We start from the raw sequence: 21,165 nt of genomic DNA, 5'->3' as shown, positions 1-21,165 counted from the left end.
TTCCGACCATTTCTCAAAAACAATGTTTAATCTTTTTTAGCACTCAAGCTTTTGGCAATCTTCGCCAGCTCTACGAACTCCTCACGCATTTGATAAGGATCTGGTTTTGCTGATTGTTGTGCCAATTGGATAATTTGATCCCATCCCATTGCGCCATTGTACTGCCCGCCTTTTAACTGCTGGGCATAAGAAGCAACTGCTATCGCAAAACGGGTATCGTTATTGGCTTGTGCAAGGGGCTTACTTTCAGCTCTTACAGCTTGGTTTAAAAGAATGCTTTTTTGTTGACTTGGCAATTTATAGCGCAAGTTTACAAAGGCATATTCAGACTTTTTCGCTGGTTCTGTTTTTGCCGATGCCTGATAGCGTGAATCATTAAGCCAGCCCTGCTGACCGACTGGAACGATTTCATAAATTGCCGTGACATTATGACCTGCCCCAATATCTCCTGCATCAACTTTATCGTTATTGAAATCTTCCTGTTTTAACATCCGATTTTCATAACCGACTAAACGATATTCTTTCACTGTCGCTGGATTAAATTCGACCTGAATTTTGACATCCTGAGCAACGGTTGCAAGCGTTGAAGAAAGCTGACGTTGTACCACTTTTTTCGCTTCATTTTTATTGTCGATATAGCTGTAATTGCCATCGCCTGCATCCGCCAGTTGTTCCATCAACTGCTCATTGTAGTTTCCTGTACCAAAACCTAATGTCGTTAAAGAAATACCTCTTTTGCGTTTCTCAGCCACCATGCCTTTTAAGGTACTAAAATCAGTAATACCGACATTAAAGTCACCGTCCGTCGCCAGTAAAATACGGTTAATGCCATTTTTCACAAAGGCTTTTTCAGCTTGCTTATAAGCCAGTTGAATGGCTTGTTCCCCTGCAGTTGCCCCACTTGCCTGTAATGCATTAATCACAGCCAATATCTTATCTTTTTGGTCGCCAGCAGTCGGTTCTAACACCAATTTTTCACCACTGGCATAAGTAATGATGGTGACTTTATCCTGTGGGCGAAGTTGCTCCGTGAGTAAACGCAAAGTTTGTTTAACCAAAGGTAATTTGTCTGCTGCATCCATACTGCCCGAGACATCAACCAAAAATACCAGATTAGCAGGCGGCAATTGTTTAGTGCTTAAATCTTTGGCCTGAATCCCGATTTTGATCAGTTTGGCATTTTCTTTCCAAGGAGAATCTACTGTTTCAGTACTGACTGAAAAAGGGTGAATACTATTTGGTTGTGGATACTGATAATCAAAATAATTAACCATCTCCTCGGCACGGACTGCATCGACAGGAGGTAAACGACCATCATTCAGGAAACGACGAGTGTTTGTATAGCTTCCCGTATCCACATCAATACTAAAAGTTGAAACAGCTTGATCAGCCACACGATGAACTGGATTGACCTCATTTTTTTGGTATTTTTCAGTATTCTGTTCTAAACGCGGTCTTTCCATACTCGGCATCACTGCAATATAAGATGCAGGTGCGATCATCTTGCGAGTTTGTGCCAATCCCTGATTTGACATGGTCATTGGTGCTGGCGACACGGGCATCGCAGTTTCAACTGCAACCTGATCGTAGTGTTTGACAGGTGTACTACACGCCATCACCATATAACTCAGCACAGTTAATGTTAATATTTTTGTTGATTGATGCATTGTTCAATTTCCCAATTCTAATTCGTTTTTTCAAATAAAGTTGATATACAGAGAATTGTATGCAAAAAAAGAAAGATACATCGTATTTGAATGTATCTTTCTAAGCTTGCTGATTCGAGATCTAAAGCTAAGGTTCTACTCAATCGCATAATTGATGGTGACCACTACACGGGCAATTTTATTGATGGTGGCCTTGTCATAAGCACCGCCATAATCACTGTCATCATCCGAGCCACTTTCTGGCAAGATATAAAATGCACCTTGACTGGCTGAGCGCATCATCCCGACCTTCACGCCTCCCACTTTGGCAAACTCATTGGCACGGCTGTAAGCATTCTTAGTGGCATTGGCAATCAACGACATTTTTATTTCTTCTAAATTCGACACGAGATATTCTGGTTTCTGTTCAATCGCAATGCCTTTTTCATCCAGTAGATAGGCTTCTTTAGCCGCCTGTTCAATCTTCTTGATATCACGACTCGCAATCACCAAGGATTGCAATGCCATATAGCCTTTAAACTCACGATTAATCCGCCCGTCCCCCATATTTACTTCTTCATAATAAGGCTGAGAGCTTTTATTTCCGAGTTGCATATCCGCTGCTTTAAAACCATGCTCAACAAAAAAGCTTTGTAATTCTTTCATTTGTTGATCAAGCAATTGATAGGCTTGTGGAATGGTGTCAGATGTATGGCTGGTTTGTAAATTAATCTCCCAGCGTGCTGAATCGGCTTGAATCGGTTTTTCAGCTAATCCTTTGACTGTAATCGAGTTTTTGGTGCTATTAAACTGTTTAAGTGCATAACCCATGACGCCTGCAGAAATAATAAATCCAAGACTAAGAATGAGTGCAAACACCCATAAACTTTTATATGTAATTGTTTTATTTTCCATTTTTAATATCACTTATCTTATTTTATAGCCTTGTTATATTTAATCTGATCAAGCAAGTCAATAGAGCCCTTAAGCCCTACTGACACATCAGTGAGGTCTAAGCTTGCATCATGTTCCAAACTTTTATCGCATCACGAGTGGCTTTAACATCATGTACCCGAACAATACTCGCACCCTGCTGTATGCTTAAAAGGTGTCCAGTCACACTGCCAACCGCGCGCTCTTGAGCAGGTACACCATTTAAGGCTTCACCAATAAAACGCTTCCGCGATAAGCCTGATAAAATTGGATAGCCCATTCGATTAAGCTTCCAAAACTCATTCAATAATTGAAAGTTTTGCTGAGCATTTTTGGCAAATCCAAAACCAGGATCGATAATGATGTTTTCTTTTCTGACTCCCACTGCAATTGCTTGATCCAAGCGTTGCTGCAATTCATAAATCACATCTTCAGTCACATTATCATACTGATCAAGCTGATTCATATTGGTCGGTTCACCACGCATATGCATCAACACCACAGGAATATTCAACTCAGCAGCAGTTTCTAGGGCCTTTGGGCGAGTTAATGCACGCACATCGTTCCAGATATGTGCCCCTGCTTGTACAGCGGCACGCATCACCTCAGGCTGACTTGTATCAATCGACATAATCACATCATATTTTGATAATGCTTCGACCACTGGAATCACTCGACGAATTTCTTCTGCTAATTCGACAGCTGAAGCATTTGGGCGAGTTGACTCTCCACCAATATCAATAATGGTTGCACCATCGTCAACCATCTGTAAAGCATGCTTGATTGCTTGGTCTTTTTGGTGGTGCTGTCCGCCATCACTAAACGAATCAGGCGTGACATTCAAAATGCCCATCACATGAGGCTGAGAGAGATCTAACCTAAAACGACCACACTGTAACTGATTTTGTGGTAATGGCATCAACTGCATGATCAAGACTCTTCCTACTTTAACAGGCTTATTTTAACAAGACCGCCTCTAGAACGTTGATGATTTATTTTCAGTTTGGGCGAATATCTAAACAAAAAAAGAGCGACCGAAGTCGCTCTTTTTATTTTATCTTTGATTAGCCCATTGCTGGTAATGGTGGTGGTGTAGATGGACCATCTTTCGGTGGTTCAAATGCAGCCACTGGATTTTCAGCAACATAAACTTTAGGTGGTTGCGGTTCACGACCTTCCATGATGTCACGGATCTGATCGCGATCGATTGTTTCCCAATCCATCAACGCTTTCACCATTGCATGAGCGATATCTTTGTTATTTTCCAAGATGTCGCGTGCAACTTTATATTGTTGATCCAAGATACGACGAACTTCTTCATCTACTTTTTGTTGCGTAGCTTCAGAAATGGTACGACTACCTACATTACCGAAGAAACCATTTTGGTTTTCATCTTCATAAACCATTACACCGAGCGCATCAGACATACCATATTTGGTCACCATTGCACGTGCCATTTTAGTTGCACGTTCAAAGTCGTTAGATGCACCTGTCGACATTTGGTTAATGAACACTTCTTCTGCAATACGACCACCAAACAAGATTGAAAGTTCATTCAACATCTTATCTTTATAGTGGCTAGTCTGATCTTGTTCAGGAAGCTGCCAAGTGACACCCAATGCCCAACCGCGTGGCATGATTGTTACCTTATGCACAGGGTCTGTACCCGGTAAGATTTCAGCAACAATCGCATGTCCTGCTTCATGGTAAGCCGTTGCACGACGCTCTTCTTCACGAATCACCATCGATTTACGTTCAGGGCCCATGTAGATCTTGTCTTTCGCATCTTCAAAGTCATGCATATCCACCGTATTTTTATTACGGCGAGCAGCAAACAATGCAGCTTCGTTAACTAAGTTTGCAAGTTGCGCACCTGAGAATCCTGGTGTACCACGTGCAAGAACTTTAATATCTACACCTGTAACAGAAGGAAGTTTCTTCAAATGAACGTTCAAGATTTGTTCACGACCACGAATGTCTGGTAGACCAACCATCACTTGACGGTCAAAACGACCTGGACGAAGCAATGCTTTATCCAATACATCAACACGGTTGGTTGCAGCAATAACGATCACGCCTTCATTGCCTTCAAAACCGTCCATTTCAACAAGCATCTGGTTCAGGGTCTGTTCACGCTCATCATGACCACCACCTGTACCCGAACCACGATGACGACCAACTGCATCAATCTCATCAATAAAGATGATACATGGCGCATGGCGTTTTGCTTGTTCGAACATATCACGGACACGAGACGCACCAACACCGACAAACATTTCTACGAAGTCAGAACCAGAGATACTAAAGAATGGAACCTTAGCCTCACCAGCAATGGCTTTCGCCAATAACGTTTTACCAGTACCTGGAGGACCAACCATAAGTACACCACGTGGAATGGTTGCACCAAGGCGTTTGAATTTAGCAGGGTCTTTTAAGAAATCAACGATTTCAACCACTTCTTGTTTTGCTTCGTCACAGCCTGCAACATCACTAAATGTTAACTTGATTTGATCTTCAGATAACATTTTTGCTTTTGACTTACCAAAACTCATAGGACCGTTTTTGCCACCTGCACCACCACCCATATTACGCATGAAGAACATGAATAATAAGATGATGAGCAATACAGGGAAACTCGCAATGAGAAGTTGCATCAAAATGCCTTGACGTTGTGGCGCTGTGCCTTCAACAACTACATTTTGTTTATTCAAGCTTGGTAGCAACTCAGTGTCTTCTACTTGAGGACGAACCGTCTCAAAAGCAGAACCATTGGTTTTTTCACCATTAATATTTAAACCGTCAATTGTGACTTGTTTAATTTGCCCAGCATTCACCGCTGCAACGAAATCAGAATATTTCATCGCTGCAGGCTTATTGCGGTCACTGACGTTGCTAAAAATCAAAATCAGAACACCGAGTATGATGAGCCACAATACGGCATTCTTGAAGTAATCGCTCAAGGCTTTATTCCCATATCAATCTAATTTGATCATACCTAATCTTGGCTGACCTTCACAAAAACAGCAATGAATTTGCGTTGCAAAAAACTTAAAAGGTACAAAATGCACAATTTTTAACAACTTGGCAAGTACACTTTTATTGCAATGCCTTTTTACGACCCTGACCAATCAAAAAAACTTCTTTCGATCGAGCACGTGATGCCGCAGGTTTGGCTGTTTTTAATACATCAAAACTATCGACTACCTGTTTTCGGAATTCATCAAATCCCGTCCCTTGGAACACTTTAACAATAAACTGTCCGTTTGGTCCGAGAACTTTCTGAGCAAAATCCAAAGCCAATTCACATAAGTAAATTTGACGCGGTTGATCAACAGCCCTATTACCTGATGTATTGGGGGCCATATCTGAAATTACAATGTCTACTTGACGTCCATTTAAAATATTTAACAATTTTTCGAAAACTTCTTCTTCACGGAAGTCGCCTTGTAAAAATGTCACATCTGGAAGTGCATCCATTGCGAGGATATCTGAAGCAATAACCAAGCCCTTTGATCCCACCAGTTTACCTGCGATTTGAGACCAACTGCCTGGTGCTGCGCCTAAGTCGACAACCGTCATACCCGGCTTGATCATTTTATATTTTTCTTGGATTTCAAGTAGTTTATATGCGCACGTGCGCGATAACCTTCCTTTTGTGCTTTTTTGACAAAAGGGTCATCCAAATGCTCTCGCATCCACACACGACTGCTTTTAGACAATTTTTGATTGGTAATGCGTGTTGCCATAACTCACTAAATTTCAAAAAACTTCTGATGAGTCATTGTACGTGAAAATTACTCTCATTACAGTACGGATGTACTTCATTCACACGAAGTTTTACAGATTTTTTTCGATCAACATAATTGGTGATTTTCAGTAATTTTTCACATTTTTGTTTCAAGTGCTTGTCTGCTCAATCTATCTTAGATTCGGGATGCAAGTTATACTAGGTCGTTTTTCCAATCAGGTATTTTTAATGGCGGCTTTATCTATCCATGAACGTAAGCGTTTACGTCAAATTGGCCATGCGCTGAATCCAGTTGTAATGATTGGTGGCCAAGGTCTTACAGAAAACGTCATTGAAGAAACAAATCGTGCGCTGAATGATCACGAGTTGATCAAAGTGAAAATTGCGGGCGAAGACCGTGATGCGCGTGCAGCAGTGATTGACGCGATTGTTGAAGCTACAGGTGCAGAATCTGTACAGAAAATTGGTAAAATTGTTTTGCTCTATAAAAAAGCAGCGAAGCAAAACCAACACCTTTCTAACTTAGTTCGTTTTGCTCATTTAAATAATAAGTAATTACGATGGCAAGTTATGAACTGTCTGCCTTTGATCGCTTTAGTGCCATTACGGTCGTTGGAGCGATTGAACAACAAACGCCAGCAACCCTAAATGTTGGTTTTTGGGTTCGTGACCCAAATCAATTTTTGATTTACCCAGATCAAGTCGCTGCACATCCACGGCAAGACTTTTTATGGGAACAGACGTGCTTTGAGATTTTTGTCGGTGTGAAAGGTGAAGATTTCTATCGTGAAATTAACCTCTCCCCTTCTCAAGCTTGGCAAGTCTATCAATTTGAAGAATATCGCTACCCTGAAAATATGCCGCCAACTGCTGCATATGACATTGAGCTGAATCATTTGCAGCGTACCCATTATGGTTTAAACGTCAGTTTAGATCTGTCTCAATTTATGCAACAACATAAATTGAAATGGTCTGACTTATACCTTGGTTTAAGCATGGTATTAAATACCACACAAGGTATGCATTATTTTGCAATGCAGCACAGTAGTCCTCAAGCTGACTTTCATAATAAACGTGACTGGTTGCATCAATTCTAATGTTTTGAGCATAAAAAAAGCGAGAAAAATTCTCGCTTTTTTTATGCATATAATCTATTAGCTTGCGCGCACTTTATTCCAAGCTTCAACTGCTTGCTCTTTAGTACGTTTAAGACTCACGACTAAAGTATCTTTATGCTTCACTGAAATTTGACTAATGTCATCTTTCAATTCTTTGCTTACCTTTGTTAAATCTTCAATCAATGCATTTAACTCTGTTTTTAATGCATTTTTTAATTCAAGTAAGTTACCTTGCGATGAATTAAGTTGAGTTTTGATCACTTCAATACGCTCTAAAATGTCTTGTTTAATTTGTACAAGCTGATTTTGAATGTTTTGGTTTAACTCTTTTGCTTCAGTCTCAATTTTTTCTTGAGTTTCAGCTAATACTTCTTTCACTTGGTCTTGGGTCTCAGCAATAACTTCTTTCGCTTGCTCTTGAGTTTCCGCAATCACTTCTTTTGCCTTCGCTGTTTTTTCTGCAACGACTTCTTTCGCTTTTGCAGTTTTCTCAGCCACGACTTCTTTAACTTCTGCAGTCTTTTCAGCAACCGCTTCTTTTGCTTTCGTGGTTTTTTCAACTACAGCAGTTTTGACTTCTTCAGCAGTTGCAGGTGTCGTTTGATTGTCAGCCATTTTGATTCCCCTCATTATTGATTGTTGATTTTTTGGCTAACTATAAGATAAAACGGCTACACCCCAAACATGGAAAAAATTGTCTAACAATTTGCATAATATCTCATGATAACGATATCTGGATGAGCGATTTTGCAATAGACACCTTTGTCCGCCTGTTTAAAAAGAATTCGATAATTACCGACTTTAATAAATAAAACACATAGACTTTTCACGGACTCATGCGTATAATGCGCTGTTAAGTTACAAGCGAGCAGACTGGAAGGAGGGGCATGTTTTTTTAAAGACGGCCTGCCTTTTTTTATGTCTTCTCGCTTTTTTACAGCCCTATTTTTGTGGTCTTAGTTCAGGAGCTTTGGTTTGAGCACCCCCGCCATTTTAGCCCTCGCAGATGGAACGATCTTTAAAGGAACGTCTATCGGTGCATCGGGTAGTACGACTGGTGAAGTCGTTTTTAACACTGCCATGACTGGTTATCAAGAAATTTTGACCGACCCAAGCTACGCACAACAAATTGTGACGTTGACTTATCCTCATATTGGAAATACTGGCTGTAATAGTGAAGACGTTGAATCAGGTCGCATCCATAAAGTATGGGCGAATGGTTTAATTATTCGTGATCTGCCTTTACTACATAGTAATTTCCGTGCTGAACAATCACTGAGTGAATATTTAGAACAACATAATGTTGTTGCGATTGCTGATATTGATACGCGTAAATTGACTCGTATTCTACGCGACAAAGGTGCACAAAATGGTTGCATCCTTGCTGGCGAAAATATTACAGAAGAAGAAGCAATTGCAAAAGCACGTGCATTTGGTGGTTTAAACGGTCTAGATCTTGCGAAAGAATGCTGTGATCCGACAGGTTTTGAATGGACTGAAGGTTCTTGGACTTTGGGCGAGGGTTTCTCTCAACCAGAATTAAAATTTCATGTTGTTGCATACGATTATGGTGTCAAAACCAACATCTTACGTATGCTTGCAGACCGTGGTTGTAAATTGACTGTTGTTCCTGCGCAAACCCCTGCTGAAAAAGTGCTCGCATTGAATCCAGATGGCGTGTTCTTATCAAATGGTCCGGGTGATCCAGCAGCATGTGACTATGCAATTGAAGCAGTGAAAACCATTGTTGATACAACGAACTTACCTGTATTCGGTATTTGCTTGGGTCACCAAATTTTGGCTCTCGCTTCTGGCGCGAAAACCATGAAAATGAATCATGGTCACCACGGCGCTAACCATCCTGTACAAAACCTTGAGGAAGGTACAGTGATGATTACTTCTCAAAACCACGGCTTTGCTGTTGACGAGAGTACTTTACCTGCAAACTTAAAAGTGACACATCGCTCACTGTTTGATGGTACAAACCAAGGTATTCATCGCACTGACAAACCAGCATTCAGTTTTCAGGGTCACCCTGAAGCCAGCCCTGGTCCACATGACTGTGCCCCATTGTTCGATCATTTCATCGAACTTATCGAAGCAGCTAAGAAGTAATTACGGAGCGAATAATGCCTAAACGTACGGATATTAAAAGCATCTTAATTATTGGTGCTGGTCCTATTGTCATTGGTCAAGCCTGCGAATTTGACTATTCTGGTGCGCAAGCATGTAAAGCGCTTCGTGAAGAAGGTTATCGCGTTATTTTGGTGAACTCTAACCCAGCGACCATTATGACTGACCCTGCAATGGCGGATGCGACGTATATCGAGCCAATCACTTGGCAGACAGTTGCACAAATCATTGAAAAAGAACGTCCAGATGCAGTCCTTCCAACCATGGGTGGTCAAACTGCATTGAACTGTGCCCTTGCGTTAGATGAGCACGGCGTCCTTGAAAAATATAATGTTGAACTAATTGGCGCATCAAAAGACGCGATTGAAAAAGCAGAAGATCGTAAACTGTTTGATATCGCAATGCGTAAAATTGGTTTGGAATGTCCAAAAGCAGCCATTGCAGAAACAATGGAAGAGGCTTTGGCAATCCAAGCAGGTTTTGGCTTCCCAGTCATCATCCGTCCATCATTCACAATGGGTGGCTCAGGTGGTGGTATTGCTTATAACCGCGAAGAATTCCTAGAAATCTGTGAACGTGGTTTCGATCTTTCTCCAACCAAACAATTATTGATTGATGAATCACTCATTGGTTGGAAAGAATACGAGATGGAAGTTGTTCGTGACAAAAACGACAACTGTATCATCGTCTGTGCGATCGAAAACTTTGACCCAATGGGCGTACACACAGGTGACTCAATCACTGTTGCACCTGCACAAACATTGACAGACAAAGAATATCAATTGATGCGTAATGCATCGGTTGCAGTTCTTCGTGAAATCGGTGTAGAGACTGGTGGTTCGAACGTTCAATTCGGTATTAACCCGAAAGACGGTCGTATGGTTGTGATTGAGATGAACCCACGTGTTTCTCGTTCATCTGCACTTGCATCTAAAGCAACAGGTTTCCCGATTGCGAAAATCGCAGCGAAACTTGCCGTAGGTTATACCCTTGATGAATTGAAAAATGACATCACTGGCGGTATTACACCAGCATCTTTCGAACCATCGATTGACTATGTTGTCACTAAGATTCCACGTTTTAACTTCGAAAAATTCCCACAAGCTGAGCCAGTACTAACGACTCAGATGAAATCTGTGGGCGAAGTGATGGCGATTGGTCGTAACTTCCAAGAATCTGTACAAAAAGCACTTCGTGGTCTTGAAGTGGGTGTAAGTGGCTTTGATGAAAAAGTTGAAGCTGGTACAGCCAATGCCAAAGACATCATCCTAAAAGAGCTTAAAGTTCCTGGTCCAGAGCGTATCTGGTACGTTGCTGATGCATTCCGTCATGGTTTCTCTTTAGATGACGTATTTGAAGCAACTAAAATTGACCGTTGGTTCTTGATCCAAATCGAAGACATCATCAAAACTGAAGCACAAGTGAAAACATTGGGCTTTGGTGACTTAAACGCTGACAATATCCGTTCATTCAAGCGCAAAGGTTTATCTGACCTTCGTATTGCAGGCTTGATGGGTATTTCACAAAAACAATTCCGTAAGCAACGTTGGAACTTGGGTGTATATCCAGTTTACAAACGTGTTGACACCTGTGCAGCCGAGTTTGAATCGGGTACTGCTTACATGTATTCAACTTACGATGAAGAATGTGAAGCAAATCCATCAAACCGTGACAAAATCATGGTGATTGGTGGTGGCCCTAACCGTATTGGTCAAGGGATCGAGTTTGACTACTGCTGTGTACACGCTGCGCTTGCAATGCGTGAAGACGGTTATGAAACGATCATGGTGAACTGTAACCCTGAAACAGTTTCAACAGACTATGACACATCTGACCGTTTATACTTCGAGCCTGTAACACTTGAAGATGTACTTGAAATCGTACGTACCGAGAAGCCTAAAGGCGTGATCGTACAGTATGGTGGTCAAACACCTTTGAAATTGGCACGTGCTTTGGAAGAAGCAGGTACACCTATCATTGGTACATCTCCTGATGCGATTGACCGTGCAGAAGACCGTGAACGTTTCCAACAAATGATTCAACGTCTACAGCTTCGTCAACCAAATAACAGCATTGTAAAATCTGCTGAAGAAGGTATTTCAGAAGCAGCTAAAGTGGGTTATCCACTGGTTGTTCGTCCATCTTATGTATTGGGTGGTCGTGCAATGGAAATCGTGTATAACGAAGAAGAACTTAAACGTTACCTTCGTGAAGCAGTACAAGCGTCGAATGAAGCCCCTGTCCTGCTTGACCGTTTCCTTGACGATGCAACTGAAGTTGACGTGGACTGCGTATCTGACGGTAAAGATGTTGTGATCGGCGGTATCATGCAGCACATTGAACAAGCAGGTATTCACTCAGGTGATTCAGCATGTTCTATTCCTCCTTACTCGCTTTCTCAAGAAGTACAGGATGAGATGCGCCGTCAAACGGTTGCGATGGCAAAAGAGCTTGGCGTAATCGGCTTGATGAACGTTCAGTTTGCTGTTAAAGGCAACGACATTTATGTTCTTGAAGTGAACCCACGTGCATCACGTACCGTTCCTTTCGTATCTAAGTGTATTGGTGACTCTTTAGCAAAAGTTGCTGCTCGCTGTATGGCTGGCCAATCTTTGGAATCACAAGGTTTCACCAAAGAAATCATTCCAACACATTTTGCTGTTAAAGAAGCGGTGTTCCCATTTGCTAAATTCCCTGGCGTAGATCCAATGCTTGGGCCTGAGATGAAATCTACAGGTGAAGTGATGGGCGTTGGTAAAACATTTGGTGAAGCATTCTATAAAGCAGTGCTTGGTTCAAATGAACGTTTACCGGGCTTACCAACTGAAGGCGAAGTGAAACATGCATTCTTATCTGTTCGTGAATCAGATAAGAAATACATTGCTGACATTGCAAAACAGTTAATCGCTTATGGCTTTAAGCTTGTTGCAACCAATGGTACACATCGTGTTCTGAAAGAAGCAGGAATTGAATGTGAAGCTGTCAATAAAGTGACCGAAGGTCGCCCACATATTGTTGACCGCTTGAAAAATGGTGAAATTCATCTTATTGTCAACACAACTGAAGGCAAACAAGCTCAGTATGACTCTGCCATGATTCGTCGTGCTGCCCTACAAGGCAAGGTGTATTACACTACGACAATTAACGGTGCAGAAGCAGTTTGCCAAGCATTTGCTGTGAAATTGCCAATGGATGTATACCGCTTGCAAGATTTACAAACTGTAGGTTAATTCTCTACCGATAAAGTCCCGTCACCTTATCGGTGGCGGGCTTTTTCTTTTTTTAATCCTGTATTTTCCCAACCAATTTAGAGGGACTGAAATGCAACGTTATCCTATGACTCCCGAAGGCAAGGTTGCCTTAGAGAAAGAATTACAACAGCTCAAAACAGTTGATCGCCCACGTATTATTCAAGCGATTGCTGAAGCACGTGAGCACGGTGATTTAAAGGAAAATGCTGAATATCATGCTGCGCGTGAACAGCAAGGTTTCTGTGAAGGCCGTATTCAGGATATCGAAGGTAAACTTGGTGCAGTTCAAGAAATTGATGTTAAAACACTCGAGCAAAATGGTCGTGTTGTTTTTGGCGTGACTGTAACGATTGAAAACCTAGATACCGAAGAACGTAAGACTTATAAAATCGTAGGCGATGACGAAGCAGATTTTAAAATCAATAAAATCTCAGTGAACTCACCGATTGCACGTGGTCTTCTAGGTAAAAACGAAGGCGACGAAGCAAAAATTCAAACACCACAAGGTGAAGTTGAATACGAAATCGTAAGTGTTGAATATATCTAATCCACCTAAATAAATTGCCAAAGAACTCTTCATCATTTGAAGAGTTCTTTCGTTTCAGGCATCCTGTATCTAAACAAAATGAGATAAAGAGATGCAAGATCGACTCATGACTGCATTGATCTATGCGATTGCAGGAATTGTTCTTGGTATTGCAGTTGCCATTACATGGGCATTTCATGTGAATTCTTCGACCAGCTCTATAGCCATTATTTTTAATACCACCCTGCTCTGTGCCGTTCTAGGCTTTGTATTTCCCAAGCAAATTCAACGTTTGTTTACTTGGCTTTGGAAATTTTTCTCGAATTGATATTTGTATTTTTAAAGCATCGATAACCATTGATCATAAAAATTAAAATTCAGCTAAGAATTATTTGATAACGCTATTGATTATAATTATCATTAACAAAAATAAACATTATGCATATTTAATAGGTATTCCCTTATGCAGCAGACTGTAAGATTAACCAAACATCCCCTCTCCCATGCCCTACAGTTGATCGCAGGACGCACTAAAGTCGCTTTACCTATGTTGATGCTATGTGTGCAAGCCACACAGGTGATGGCTGAACCGATCATCTCGAATGCTGAAAACATTATCATCAATGAACAAGTCACTGCCAATACCTTACCGACCATCAAAGTCGCTGCAGAAAAGGAGCAGTCAACCTCATACACAACTAAAAAAATTGCAATTGGTAAAACCGTACAATCGCAAAAAGAAACACCACAGTCAGTCTCTGTGGTTACTCGTCAGCAGTTGGATGATCAAAATATCTCGACCATTGATAATGCCATGAAATATGTCACAGGCCTGACGGTGGTACGCTACGATGCAGCAGGAAACTACAATGATTTTAATGCGCGTGGTTATGGCAGCGATACTTATCAAATGGATGGTACAACCTTAAGAACCGACAGCAATGGAACTTATCTGGATCTGTCTGTGTTTGACCGTATTGAAGTATTACGTGGTGCTTCTGGCATGTTCAGTGGCGCAGGTGAACCAGGCGTTTCGATTAATTTAGTTCGTAAACGCGCATTAGCTGATTTTGCTTTATCAGGTAAAGTTAGTGCTGGTTCATGGGATAACTATCGTGGCGAAGCTGATATTACAGGGAAGCTCACACAAGACGGTGCATTACGTGGCAGATTGGTCACAGCAGCGCAAGATTACGATACCTTTATGAATGGGATTGATGGCAATAAGAAACTGGTATACGGCACACTGGAATATGATATTCAGGACAATACCACGCTATCGCTCGGTGCGACCTATCAAGATATTAACACCGTCCTGTCACGTGGTTTACCCTATGGCCCTGACAAACAGCTGCTCAACCTTTCACGCAAAACAAGCTTTGTACAGGATTGGAATAAGCAGGATTTAACCAATAAAGAATTTTTTGCTGAACTGGAACATCATTTAAATAATGATGGGCTGATTAAAGCCACGGTGCGTCAAAGCATACGTGATAATCACGCCAAATATAGCGACCCCTCTTTACCCGATGTAAAAGGTGATATGTCTGAATTTAGTGCACTCGCCTTTAAACGACAAGATAAAGACTTCAGCGCAGATTTATTTTTTAACACCCCGTTCCTATTTGCAAGGCAGACACATAATTTTTTGATTGGCGCTGATTACCTAAAAGGCAACTCCAAAACTAATTATTCGTCTTGGGGCACGCCTCTCATAGGTACAATCAATATCCATCATGATAATCAGCACCAGTTTGCTGAACCCGATTTTGATTACGATACCAATGTCAGCAAAGAAAAAATTGAAAACTACGGTATCTATAGCCAACTAAGAATCAAACCACTAGAACGTTTAACCTTGGTCGGTGGTGGCCGTGTCAGTTGGTGGAAGTCAATATCAACTCCCTTGCGTGATAATGGTGTAGACAGCACAGACCCAGCAGCTACACATGATGCAAAAGCAGAATTTACCCCTTATGCAGCAGTATTATTCGACCTTAATCCAAATGTGTCAGTGTACTCAAGCTATTCAGAAATCTTTAAACCACAAAATAACTTTACCTACGATCCTGTAACGGGTGGCAAAGGTAAACAACTTGATCCCCGAACTGGCACTCAGATTGAAGCGGGACTTAAAGCCTCTTTCTTCGATGAACGTTTAAATCTTTCTTCTGCGATCTATCAGTTGGAGGACAAAAATCGTGCGATTGCAGACCTTTCTGCGCCTGAAGGTCTAGGTTATTCGGTGGCAGCAGGTAAAGCGCGTAGCCGAGGTTTTGAGATCGAAGCGAGTGGACAAATTACCGATAATTGGCAAATCACAACAGGTTATGCCTACACCAAAAGTAAATACCTAACTGACCCAGATCTACAGGGACAACCTGTTAACACCTTTACCCCTAAACATAATTTTAATTTATGGACGACTTATAAATTACCAGCAACAGTCGTTGAAGGAGTTAATGTTGGATTTGGTTTAAGAGCCGTATCTAGCTATTACGATGGAACAGGTAACGAGCGTGTACAACAAAATGGCTATACATTGGCTTCGGCAAGCTTAGGCTATCAAATTAATCCACGTTATAAATTTGCGATTAATGTAGATAACCTATTTGATAAAAAATACTATGAAAAAGTGAATTATTGGATACGCCAAAATATGTATGGTTCACCTCGTAGCGTGACTGCAAGCTTAAGCTTTAAGTATTGATCTGTTAGCAATAGATTAGATCTGACAAACAAGATCGAAAGTCGGTAAGTACTTTAAGCTCAATTAAACCTCATCTTGCTTAAGTATGGTGAGGTTTATATTTATTCCTTCGAACACTCGGTATAATAGCCTAGCTTTTTTACTTTTTTGTCTAGATATGGATCCATTAATCAACTCTCCTGTGAAACACTGGTGCGAGTTCGAATTTCTTGCTAAAACCGTGAAAAATCCAAATATCCATATCAAAGGCAACTACTCTTATTATTCAGCTTATTGGGATCAGGGTTTTGAACGCTGTGTAGTTCGTTATCTACATGACAAAGCGGCTACGCCTGAAAAACCAATTGATCAATTGCATATTGGCAATTTTGTCTGCTTTGGTGCTGAATGCGTGATTATGATGGGTGGTAATCAACTGCACCGCCCAGACTGGATTTCAACTTTCCCTTTTGATACACGGAGCTTTCAACCCGCGGGTGATACAGTCATTGCCGATGGTTGCTGGATTGGCAGTCGAGCCATGATCATGCAAGGGGTGAAACTGGGTGAAGGTGCAGTCGTGGCAACAGGTGCTGTAGTTACTCAGGATGTTCCACCCTATGCGATTGTTGGTGGTGTCCCAGCCAAAGTCATTAAATACCGTTTCTCTGAACAAGATATTAATAAACTGCTTGCTCTCAAACTTTATGACTTAGATGAAAAGCAGATTTTAAAAATGCGTGAACAGTTGCAGACAGATGATGTAGAAGCCCTTATCCAATACTTCGAGAAAAGTTAATCTAACTTTTTATAGATAAATCAGAGTTATACCCATATTCCTTTTTTATAGAAATTTCATGTAATTTAAATAAAATCTTCGCTTAACCATACGCCTATAAATAATAACTATCCCTATAAAAATGCTAGGTTTTATTTATCCTCCAAGAGGTTTACTATAACAATATAGCTTGTAATTTAAACAACTTTTTAAATACTAAATTCAATGCAAAATCATAAGTATAAGGAGTAACTAACATGGCTTATCAAAAAATCTTAGTGGCGATTGATGACTCTGAAATTGCTGCGAATGTCATTCGAGAAGCAGCTCAACTCGCAAAAGCTTTAAACAGTGAAATCACAGTTGCTGAAGTAATGACCTTAGATCCCTATCTTGCCGATGCCTATGTGCGTATGGGACAAAGCAATGATTTGATTGAACGTGTCAGAGGCTATGTTCAAGAGAATCTAAGTAAAGCTGAACAAAAGTTTGAAGAGCATGGGCTTACGGTCGCTACTCAAGTCTTAGAAGGCTTTTCAGTGCATCAGGAAATTATTGGTGCTGCTCAAAATCTGGGTGCAGACCTGATCATTATGGGTTCACATGGACGTACAGGTTTTAAACAGTTTGTACTGGGTAGCGTGGCACAGAAAGTTTTAGCAGAGAGTCATATTCCCGTATTGATTGTGCGTTGATAGATACAATCAGCAAATTTTCAAATCGGCATTTTGAGACAATAGATCAATGAAGTACTGAATATCATCTTGGTTAAATTTTTGTTTTGAGTATTCAAAATTTTTCCATACGATGCGTAAAGGATACTGAATTGGTCTAATCTCATCAGTCAAACAATCTCTTAATGCCATAGAACTCCCCCCCATATAACCTAATACCCCACAAACTTCTTCGCCAATATAGCAATATAAATCTAATTCAGATTCTATATACGCCCCATCCAAAATAATTTCTTTGACAATACGATCATCTATTTGCTCTAGCTGGGCTCTAAGATAAGCAATATCCAACCAGCATTTCTTATCAAAATCACTGAGCGCATACCAATTTTTTTGATCACACTCACCATTTAAATATTTATAAATAAGCTCCTTTCTCTTAAAAAATTTATTTAACTCTGATTCTGTATCTTCTTCATCAAAAGAATAGAAAATAATTAAATCATTATTTTGATATGCGAAATCAAAGGAAAAATATATTTGATCACTCATCTTTTCATGGATGTTCTCTTGATGGCAGCTTAAATAGAGTCCAAAGAGATGATCTTTTTTCGTTCTAGTAAATAATTTCAACGCTTCCATTTCAGCAATTATCTGCTGAGTAAGGCAATCATGAAAAATAATTTTCTCTTGATTATATTGATATTTTTCTACATTTAAACCATAAAGAACGATATCTAATTCATTTTCATCATCATGTTTTACAAATTCAATTTTCATCTATATTCCACTGGTCAAATAAGCTAATTTAAAAATCAAGGCTGCCAGCCAAATATTTTTAAACTGACCTTACCTTTTAATAAATAGACCCCTTCTTGCTCTAACAAATTTTGCTGAACATTTTCGCCTTTCTCATTGATTCGAGTCACGCTAATCTTGCCTTGCGAATTAATCACACGATACCAAGGAATCTCACTGTCTTTATCTAAATGCTTGAGTACATAGCCGACTAGACGTGCGTGTTTAGGCAAACCCGCCAGTTTGGCAATTTGTCCATAACTTGCCACTTTGCCATATGGGATCAGGGCAATCACTTCCAAGATTTGTCGATGTAGTTCATTGGTATCTTGCACAATACAACCTATAAAAATCTGCTAAGATGATCAAAATCATGCGAAAAGCTAGCCACAATAATTAAAACGCAATAACTTGAGAGAACAAAATGCGGTTAAAAATTACTGCCCTGACACTATTATGTCTGATCTTCAGTGCATCGTGTACTACTCAAAAAACACCTGTAAAAATGCCTCCCTATCAATACCCATTGGATGCCGATGATTTACCTGTCGTCAATGTCAGTTTTATTGTGACCAACAACCGCCCTGAAATTAAAGCACTCGATAATAAAACACAAATCTATAAAGAACTGGCGATATTAAATCGATATTTTGTCGATGAAAATAATCAAAAAATCTTTAAGTTTAAAATCCACCGTTACTATTCATATCAAGACTTTAATAAACGTAAATGTGATCTCGCCAACCAGTTGAATCAACCTACAGCATTGATTCCGGACAATCTTCCAAGTGCAGTCAAAACTTGTTTCCCACGCAGAAAGAGCAAGGAAGTATTATTTATTATTTATGATTCTTATAATGAAAAGTTGAAATATGCAGATATCACCAGTTGGGGATTCCGCAACCAAGGTCAACCTTTTATTTTAATTGATTGGGAAAGACTGAATTATCAAACCCAAGCAGCCAGCGTACATGAAATGGGGCATGCTTTCGGCTTAGGTCATGTGTGTTCCCCTAAAGCTACTAAAACCACACCGACCAATATTATGAGCAGTTATGACTGCCGTTTGGGCAGTGGTGGCTTACGCAACCTTGGTTTTACCCGCGAGCAGCTCAATATTATGCTCAATAACTATAATCAATACCCTTAAAAATCCAGCTGAATATAGTGACCTAAATGATCCTTCCCTAGTGTGTAAGCAGCTTGGTCAAGTTGACTGGTCAAAGCACATAGTGCTTGTTCAAATTGCACCTCATCGACAGGACGAGGTTGCCAAAAAGTTTCACGATTATGAGTATAAATTGGATAAAACTTTAATCGATTTTGACTTAAATTAAGACGAATAATCCCCCCATAAGGAAGGGCCTGATATTTTTCAAAATTGCCATTACTGTTAAACACGCCATTTCCTATGCCGAAAATGACAGGTTTTTGATGAATAGATCGAATTGGCTGAATGGTATGTGCACCATGCCCAATCACGAGATCAACTCCAATCTGGGTCAGTATCTTGGCAAGTTTTTCTTGCTCTGGATGTATCGATTTAAAATCAACACCCCAATGACAAATGACAATGATCTTATGCTGCGGGTGCTTGACACGATATTGCATGATTTGCTCAAACAAAACCGCATTAATACAAGCCACTCCTGAACTCTTGCCAAGCGCGTAAAAATCATAATCTTGATAAGCTGCTGTCCGATGCCAATAGCCATTAAAAATAGCCACCTTCTGCACGTCGCTAAGAATTTCCAAGCATTGATGGGCTTGCTGCTGATCAGTCCCCGCCCCGATAAAATCAATCTCGGCTTGCTCGAGCAGCGCCAAAGTGTGTTTAAGACTTGCGTCACCATAGTCTTTTAAATGATTATTGGCCAAGCACACTGTATTGATATGAATCCGTTTAAATTCTGCCAAGGTTGGCTCAGACTTTGCACCAAGGATATAGGCTTTTTTTCCTTCTAAAATTGAGTTTTCTTCAAGATTAAAAACCGCCTCTAGATTGGCAATATTAATATCTTCTGGGCTAAAAAATTGTTTGATCCCTTCAAAAGAATGGCTATAACCATAACGTTGTAAAGCATCATCTATTCCTTGGTGTTTTCTTTTATCTGTATAAAATTCGCCAAAATAAGTATCGCCGATGATATTGACCCACTCACTTTTGGCCTGAATCTGTTTTACAGGCAATAAACCCTGTTGAAAAGAATGATAATACGGCACTAAATGATCAATACGATGCACATGATTCAATAAGTGAAAAACACCTATGCTCTGATTGATATGTCGATAAGAAAAGTAATAATCTTGCGCTTGATCCGTCAGGTAAAGAACAGCATCCAACTGTCTGCATGTCCATAATGAACGGATTGGAGCAACCTCCTGTCCATTCATATTGAACGTTTTTACAAAGACTTGATTCAATAATTCAATCGGCAGATTAAAGATGGATTCAGCCAAACCATAGAGTTTTTGCAGGCTATTTTTGGTAGCGTCATGTGGATGCTGAATATTCAATCCAAACTGCCCTGCTTTACTGTTGATTTCAATTTGTGCCTGTTGCCAATTTCCAAATAAATGGCAGCCAAGAAGCTGTTGAATCTCCTGAGTTTGAGTAAAGGTCAAGGCTTGCAATAATTTCAGAATCGAATAGTGATCTTCAAAGACAGGAATTGATCCCTTGCTTGCTTGAACATGATGACTCACCACATCATCGAGTTGCAACGATCCATCGACAATAGGTTCTAAACTAAGAAGTAATAAAATCCAATACGAACAATCCCCTGCTATTTCAGTTTGCCAAATGGGATGCTGAAAGTTTTGATTGCCAATCTGACTGATAATTTTGATTTCTTGAGGAAGACTCATTTA

The 21,165-nt window shown here is 40.3% G+C and carries 18 protein-coding genes and 1 pseudogene; 10 read left to right on the top strand and 9 right to left on the bottom strand.

Annotation, left to right across the window (positions count from 1 at the left end; all coding sequences use genetic code 11):
- Positions 1–26: 26 nt before the first annotated feature.
- The 5 genes and pseudogenes from FPL17_RS00105 to rlmE all read right to left on the bottom strand — a co-directional run bounded on the left by FPL17_RS00105 (position 27) and on the right by rlmE (position 6,325).
- Positions 27–1,667 (bottom strand): vWA domain-containing protein, encoded by a 1,641-nt coding sequence (locus FPL17_RS00105; RefSeq protein WP_159882373.1) that lies wholly within the window; start codon positions 1,665–1,667, stop codon positions 27–29.
- 135 nt (positions 1,668–1,802) lie between these two features.
- Entirely contained in the window at positions 1,803–2,561 is a 759-nt protein-coding gene (locus tag FPL17_RS00100) for an SIMPL domain-containing protein (RefSeq protein ID WP_159882371.1), read from the bottom strand.
- A 97-nt stretch (positions 2,562–2,658) separates the two neighbouring features.
- On the bottom strand, positions 2,659–3,507 hold the full coding sequence (gene folP, locus FPL17_RS00095; protein WP_159882369.1) for a dihydropteroate synthase: 849 nt from the start codon (positions 3,505–3,507) through the stop codon (positions 2,659–2,661).
- A 136-nt stretch (positions 3,508–3,643) separates the two neighbouring features.
- Positions 3,644–5,539, bottom strand: coding sequence for an ATP-dependent zinc metalloprotease FtsH (ftsH, locus tag FPL17_RS00090; protein ID WP_159882367.1), 1,896 nt, complete (start codon positions 5,537–5,539; stop codon positions 3,644–3,646).
- 136 nt (positions 5,540–5,675) lie between these two features.
- Positions 5,676–6,325, bottom strand: a pseudogene (gene rlmE / locus FPL17_RS00085) (23S rRNA (uridine(2552)-2'-O)-methyltransferase RlmE).
- Positions 6,326–6,555: 230 nt separating this feature from the next.
- On the opposite strand from rlmE, the gene yhbY reads away from it, so the two are divergent.
- On the top strand, positions 6,556–6,882 hold the full coding sequence (yhbY, locus tag FPL17_RS00080) for a ribosome assembly RNA-binding protein YhbY (protein WP_005184429.1): 327 nt from the start codon (positions 6,556–6,558) through the stop codon (positions 6,880–6,882).
- A gap of 5 nt (positions 6,883–6,887) precedes the next feature.
- Positions 6,888–7,424, top strand: coding sequence for a DOMON-like domain-containing protein (locus FPL17_RS00075; protein WP_159882365.1), 537 nt, complete (start codon positions 6,888–6,890; stop codon positions 7,422–7,424).
- Positions 7,425–7,481: 57 nt separating this feature from the next.
- On the opposite strand, the gene FPL17_RS00070 is transcribed toward FPL17_RS00075, so the two are convergent.
- Positions 7,482–8,060, bottom strand: coding sequence for a hypothetical protein (locus FPL17_RS00070; RefSeq protein ID WP_159882363.1), 579 nt, complete (start codon positions 8,058–8,060; stop codon positions 7,482–7,484).
- A gap of 360 nt (positions 8,061–8,420) precedes the next feature.
- On the opposite strand from FPL17_RS00070, the gene carA reads away from it, so the two are divergent.
- The 7 genes from carA (at position 8,421) to FPL17_RS00035 (ending at position 17,517) form a co-directional block, all read left to right on the top strand.
- The gene (gene carA, locus FPL17_RS00065) at positions 8,421–9,560 is read left to right on the top strand and encodes a glutamine-hydrolyzing carbamoyl-phosphate synthase small subunit (RefSeq protein WP_005322795.1); all 1,140 of its coding nucleotides are present in this window, start codon (positions 8,421–8,423) and stop codon (positions 9,558–9,560) included.
- Between the two features lie 14 nt (positions 9,561–9,574).
- Positions 9,575–12,808, top strand: a complete 3,234-nt coding sequence (carB, locus tag FPL17_RS00060; RefSeq protein WP_004801603.1) for a carbamoyl-phosphate synthase large subunit — start codon at positions 9,575–9,577, stop codon at positions 12,806–12,808.
- 91 nt (positions 12,809–12,899) lie between these two features.
- Complete coding sequence (gene greA, locus FPL17_RS00055) at positions 12,900–13,376, top strand: transcription elongation factor GreA (RefSeq protein WP_004651928.1); 477 nt, start codon at positions 12,900–12,902, stop codon at positions 13,374–13,376.
- A gap of 91 nt (positions 13,377–13,467) precedes the next feature.
- Positions 13,468–13,683 carry a hypothetical protein gene (locus tag FPL17_RS00050; RefSeq protein ID WP_159882361.1) on the top strand — a complete coding sequence of 72 codons (216 nt, stop codon included), beginning with the start codon at positions 13,468–13,470 and terminating at the stop codon, positions 13,681–13,683.
- A gap of 135 nt (positions 13,684–13,818) precedes the next feature.
- Positions 13,819–16,065, top strand: a complete 2,247-nt coding sequence (locus FPL17_RS00045) for a TonB-dependent siderophore receptor (protein ID WP_159882359.1) — start codon at positions 13,819–13,821, stop codon at positions 16,063–16,065.
- A 157-nt stretch (positions 16,066–16,222) separates the two neighbouring features.
- Positions 16,223–16,843 (top strand): CatB-related O-acetyltransferase, encoded by a 621-nt coding sequence (locus FPL17_RS00040; RefSeq protein ID WP_159882357.1) that lies wholly within the window; start codon positions 16,223–16,225, stop codon positions 16,841–16,843.
- A gap of 236 nt (positions 16,844–17,079) precedes the next feature.
- Entirely contained in the window at positions 17,080–17,517 is a 438-nt protein-coding gene (locus FPL17_RS00035; protein ID WP_151715974.1) for a universal stress protein, read from the top strand.
- Between the two features lie 9 nt (positions 17,518–17,526).
- On the opposite strand, the gene FPL17_RS00030 is transcribed toward FPL17_RS00035, so the two are convergent.
- Together FPL17_RS00030 and FPL17_RS00025 are read right to left on the bottom strand one after the other, a co-directional pair.
- Positions 17,527–18,276 (bottom strand): barstar family protein, encoded by a 750-nt coding sequence (locus FPL17_RS00030; protein WP_159882355.1) that lies wholly within the window; start codon positions 18,274–18,276, stop codon positions 17,527–17,529.
- 35 nt (positions 18,277–18,311) lie between these two features.
- Positions 18,312–18,632, bottom strand: coding sequence for an MGMT family protein (locus FPL17_RS00025; protein WP_159886743.1), 321 nt, complete (start codon positions 18,630–18,632; stop codon positions 18,312–18,314).
- Between the two features lie 86 nt (positions 18,633–18,718).
- Between FPL17_RS00025 and FPL17_RS00020 the strand changes: the two genes are divergently transcribed.
- Complete coding sequence (locus tag FPL17_RS00020; protein ID WP_159882353.1) at positions 18,719–19,444, top strand: metalloprotease; 726 nt, start codon at positions 18,719–18,721, stop codon at positions 19,442–19,444.
- Here FPL17_RS00020 and FPL17_RS00015 read toward each other — a convergent pair.
- Positions 19,441–21,162 (bottom strand): CapA family protein, encoded by a 1,722-nt coding sequence (locus FPL17_RS00015; RefSeq protein ID WP_159882351.1) that lies wholly within the window; start codon positions 21,160–21,162, stop codon positions 19,441–19,443. The genes FPL17_RS00020 and FPL17_RS00015 overlap by 4 nt on opposite strands.
- Positions 21,163–21,165 lie beyond the last annotated feature (3 nt).

The organism is Acinetobacter dispersus, from assembly GCF_009884975.1.
In the GTDB taxonomy this organism is placed as follows: domain Bacteria; phylum Pseudomonadota; class Gammaproteobacteria; order Pseudomonadales; family Moraxellaceae; genus Acinetobacter; species Acinetobacter dispersus.
This window is presented reverse-complemented; position numbering and strand designations above follow the sequence as displayed.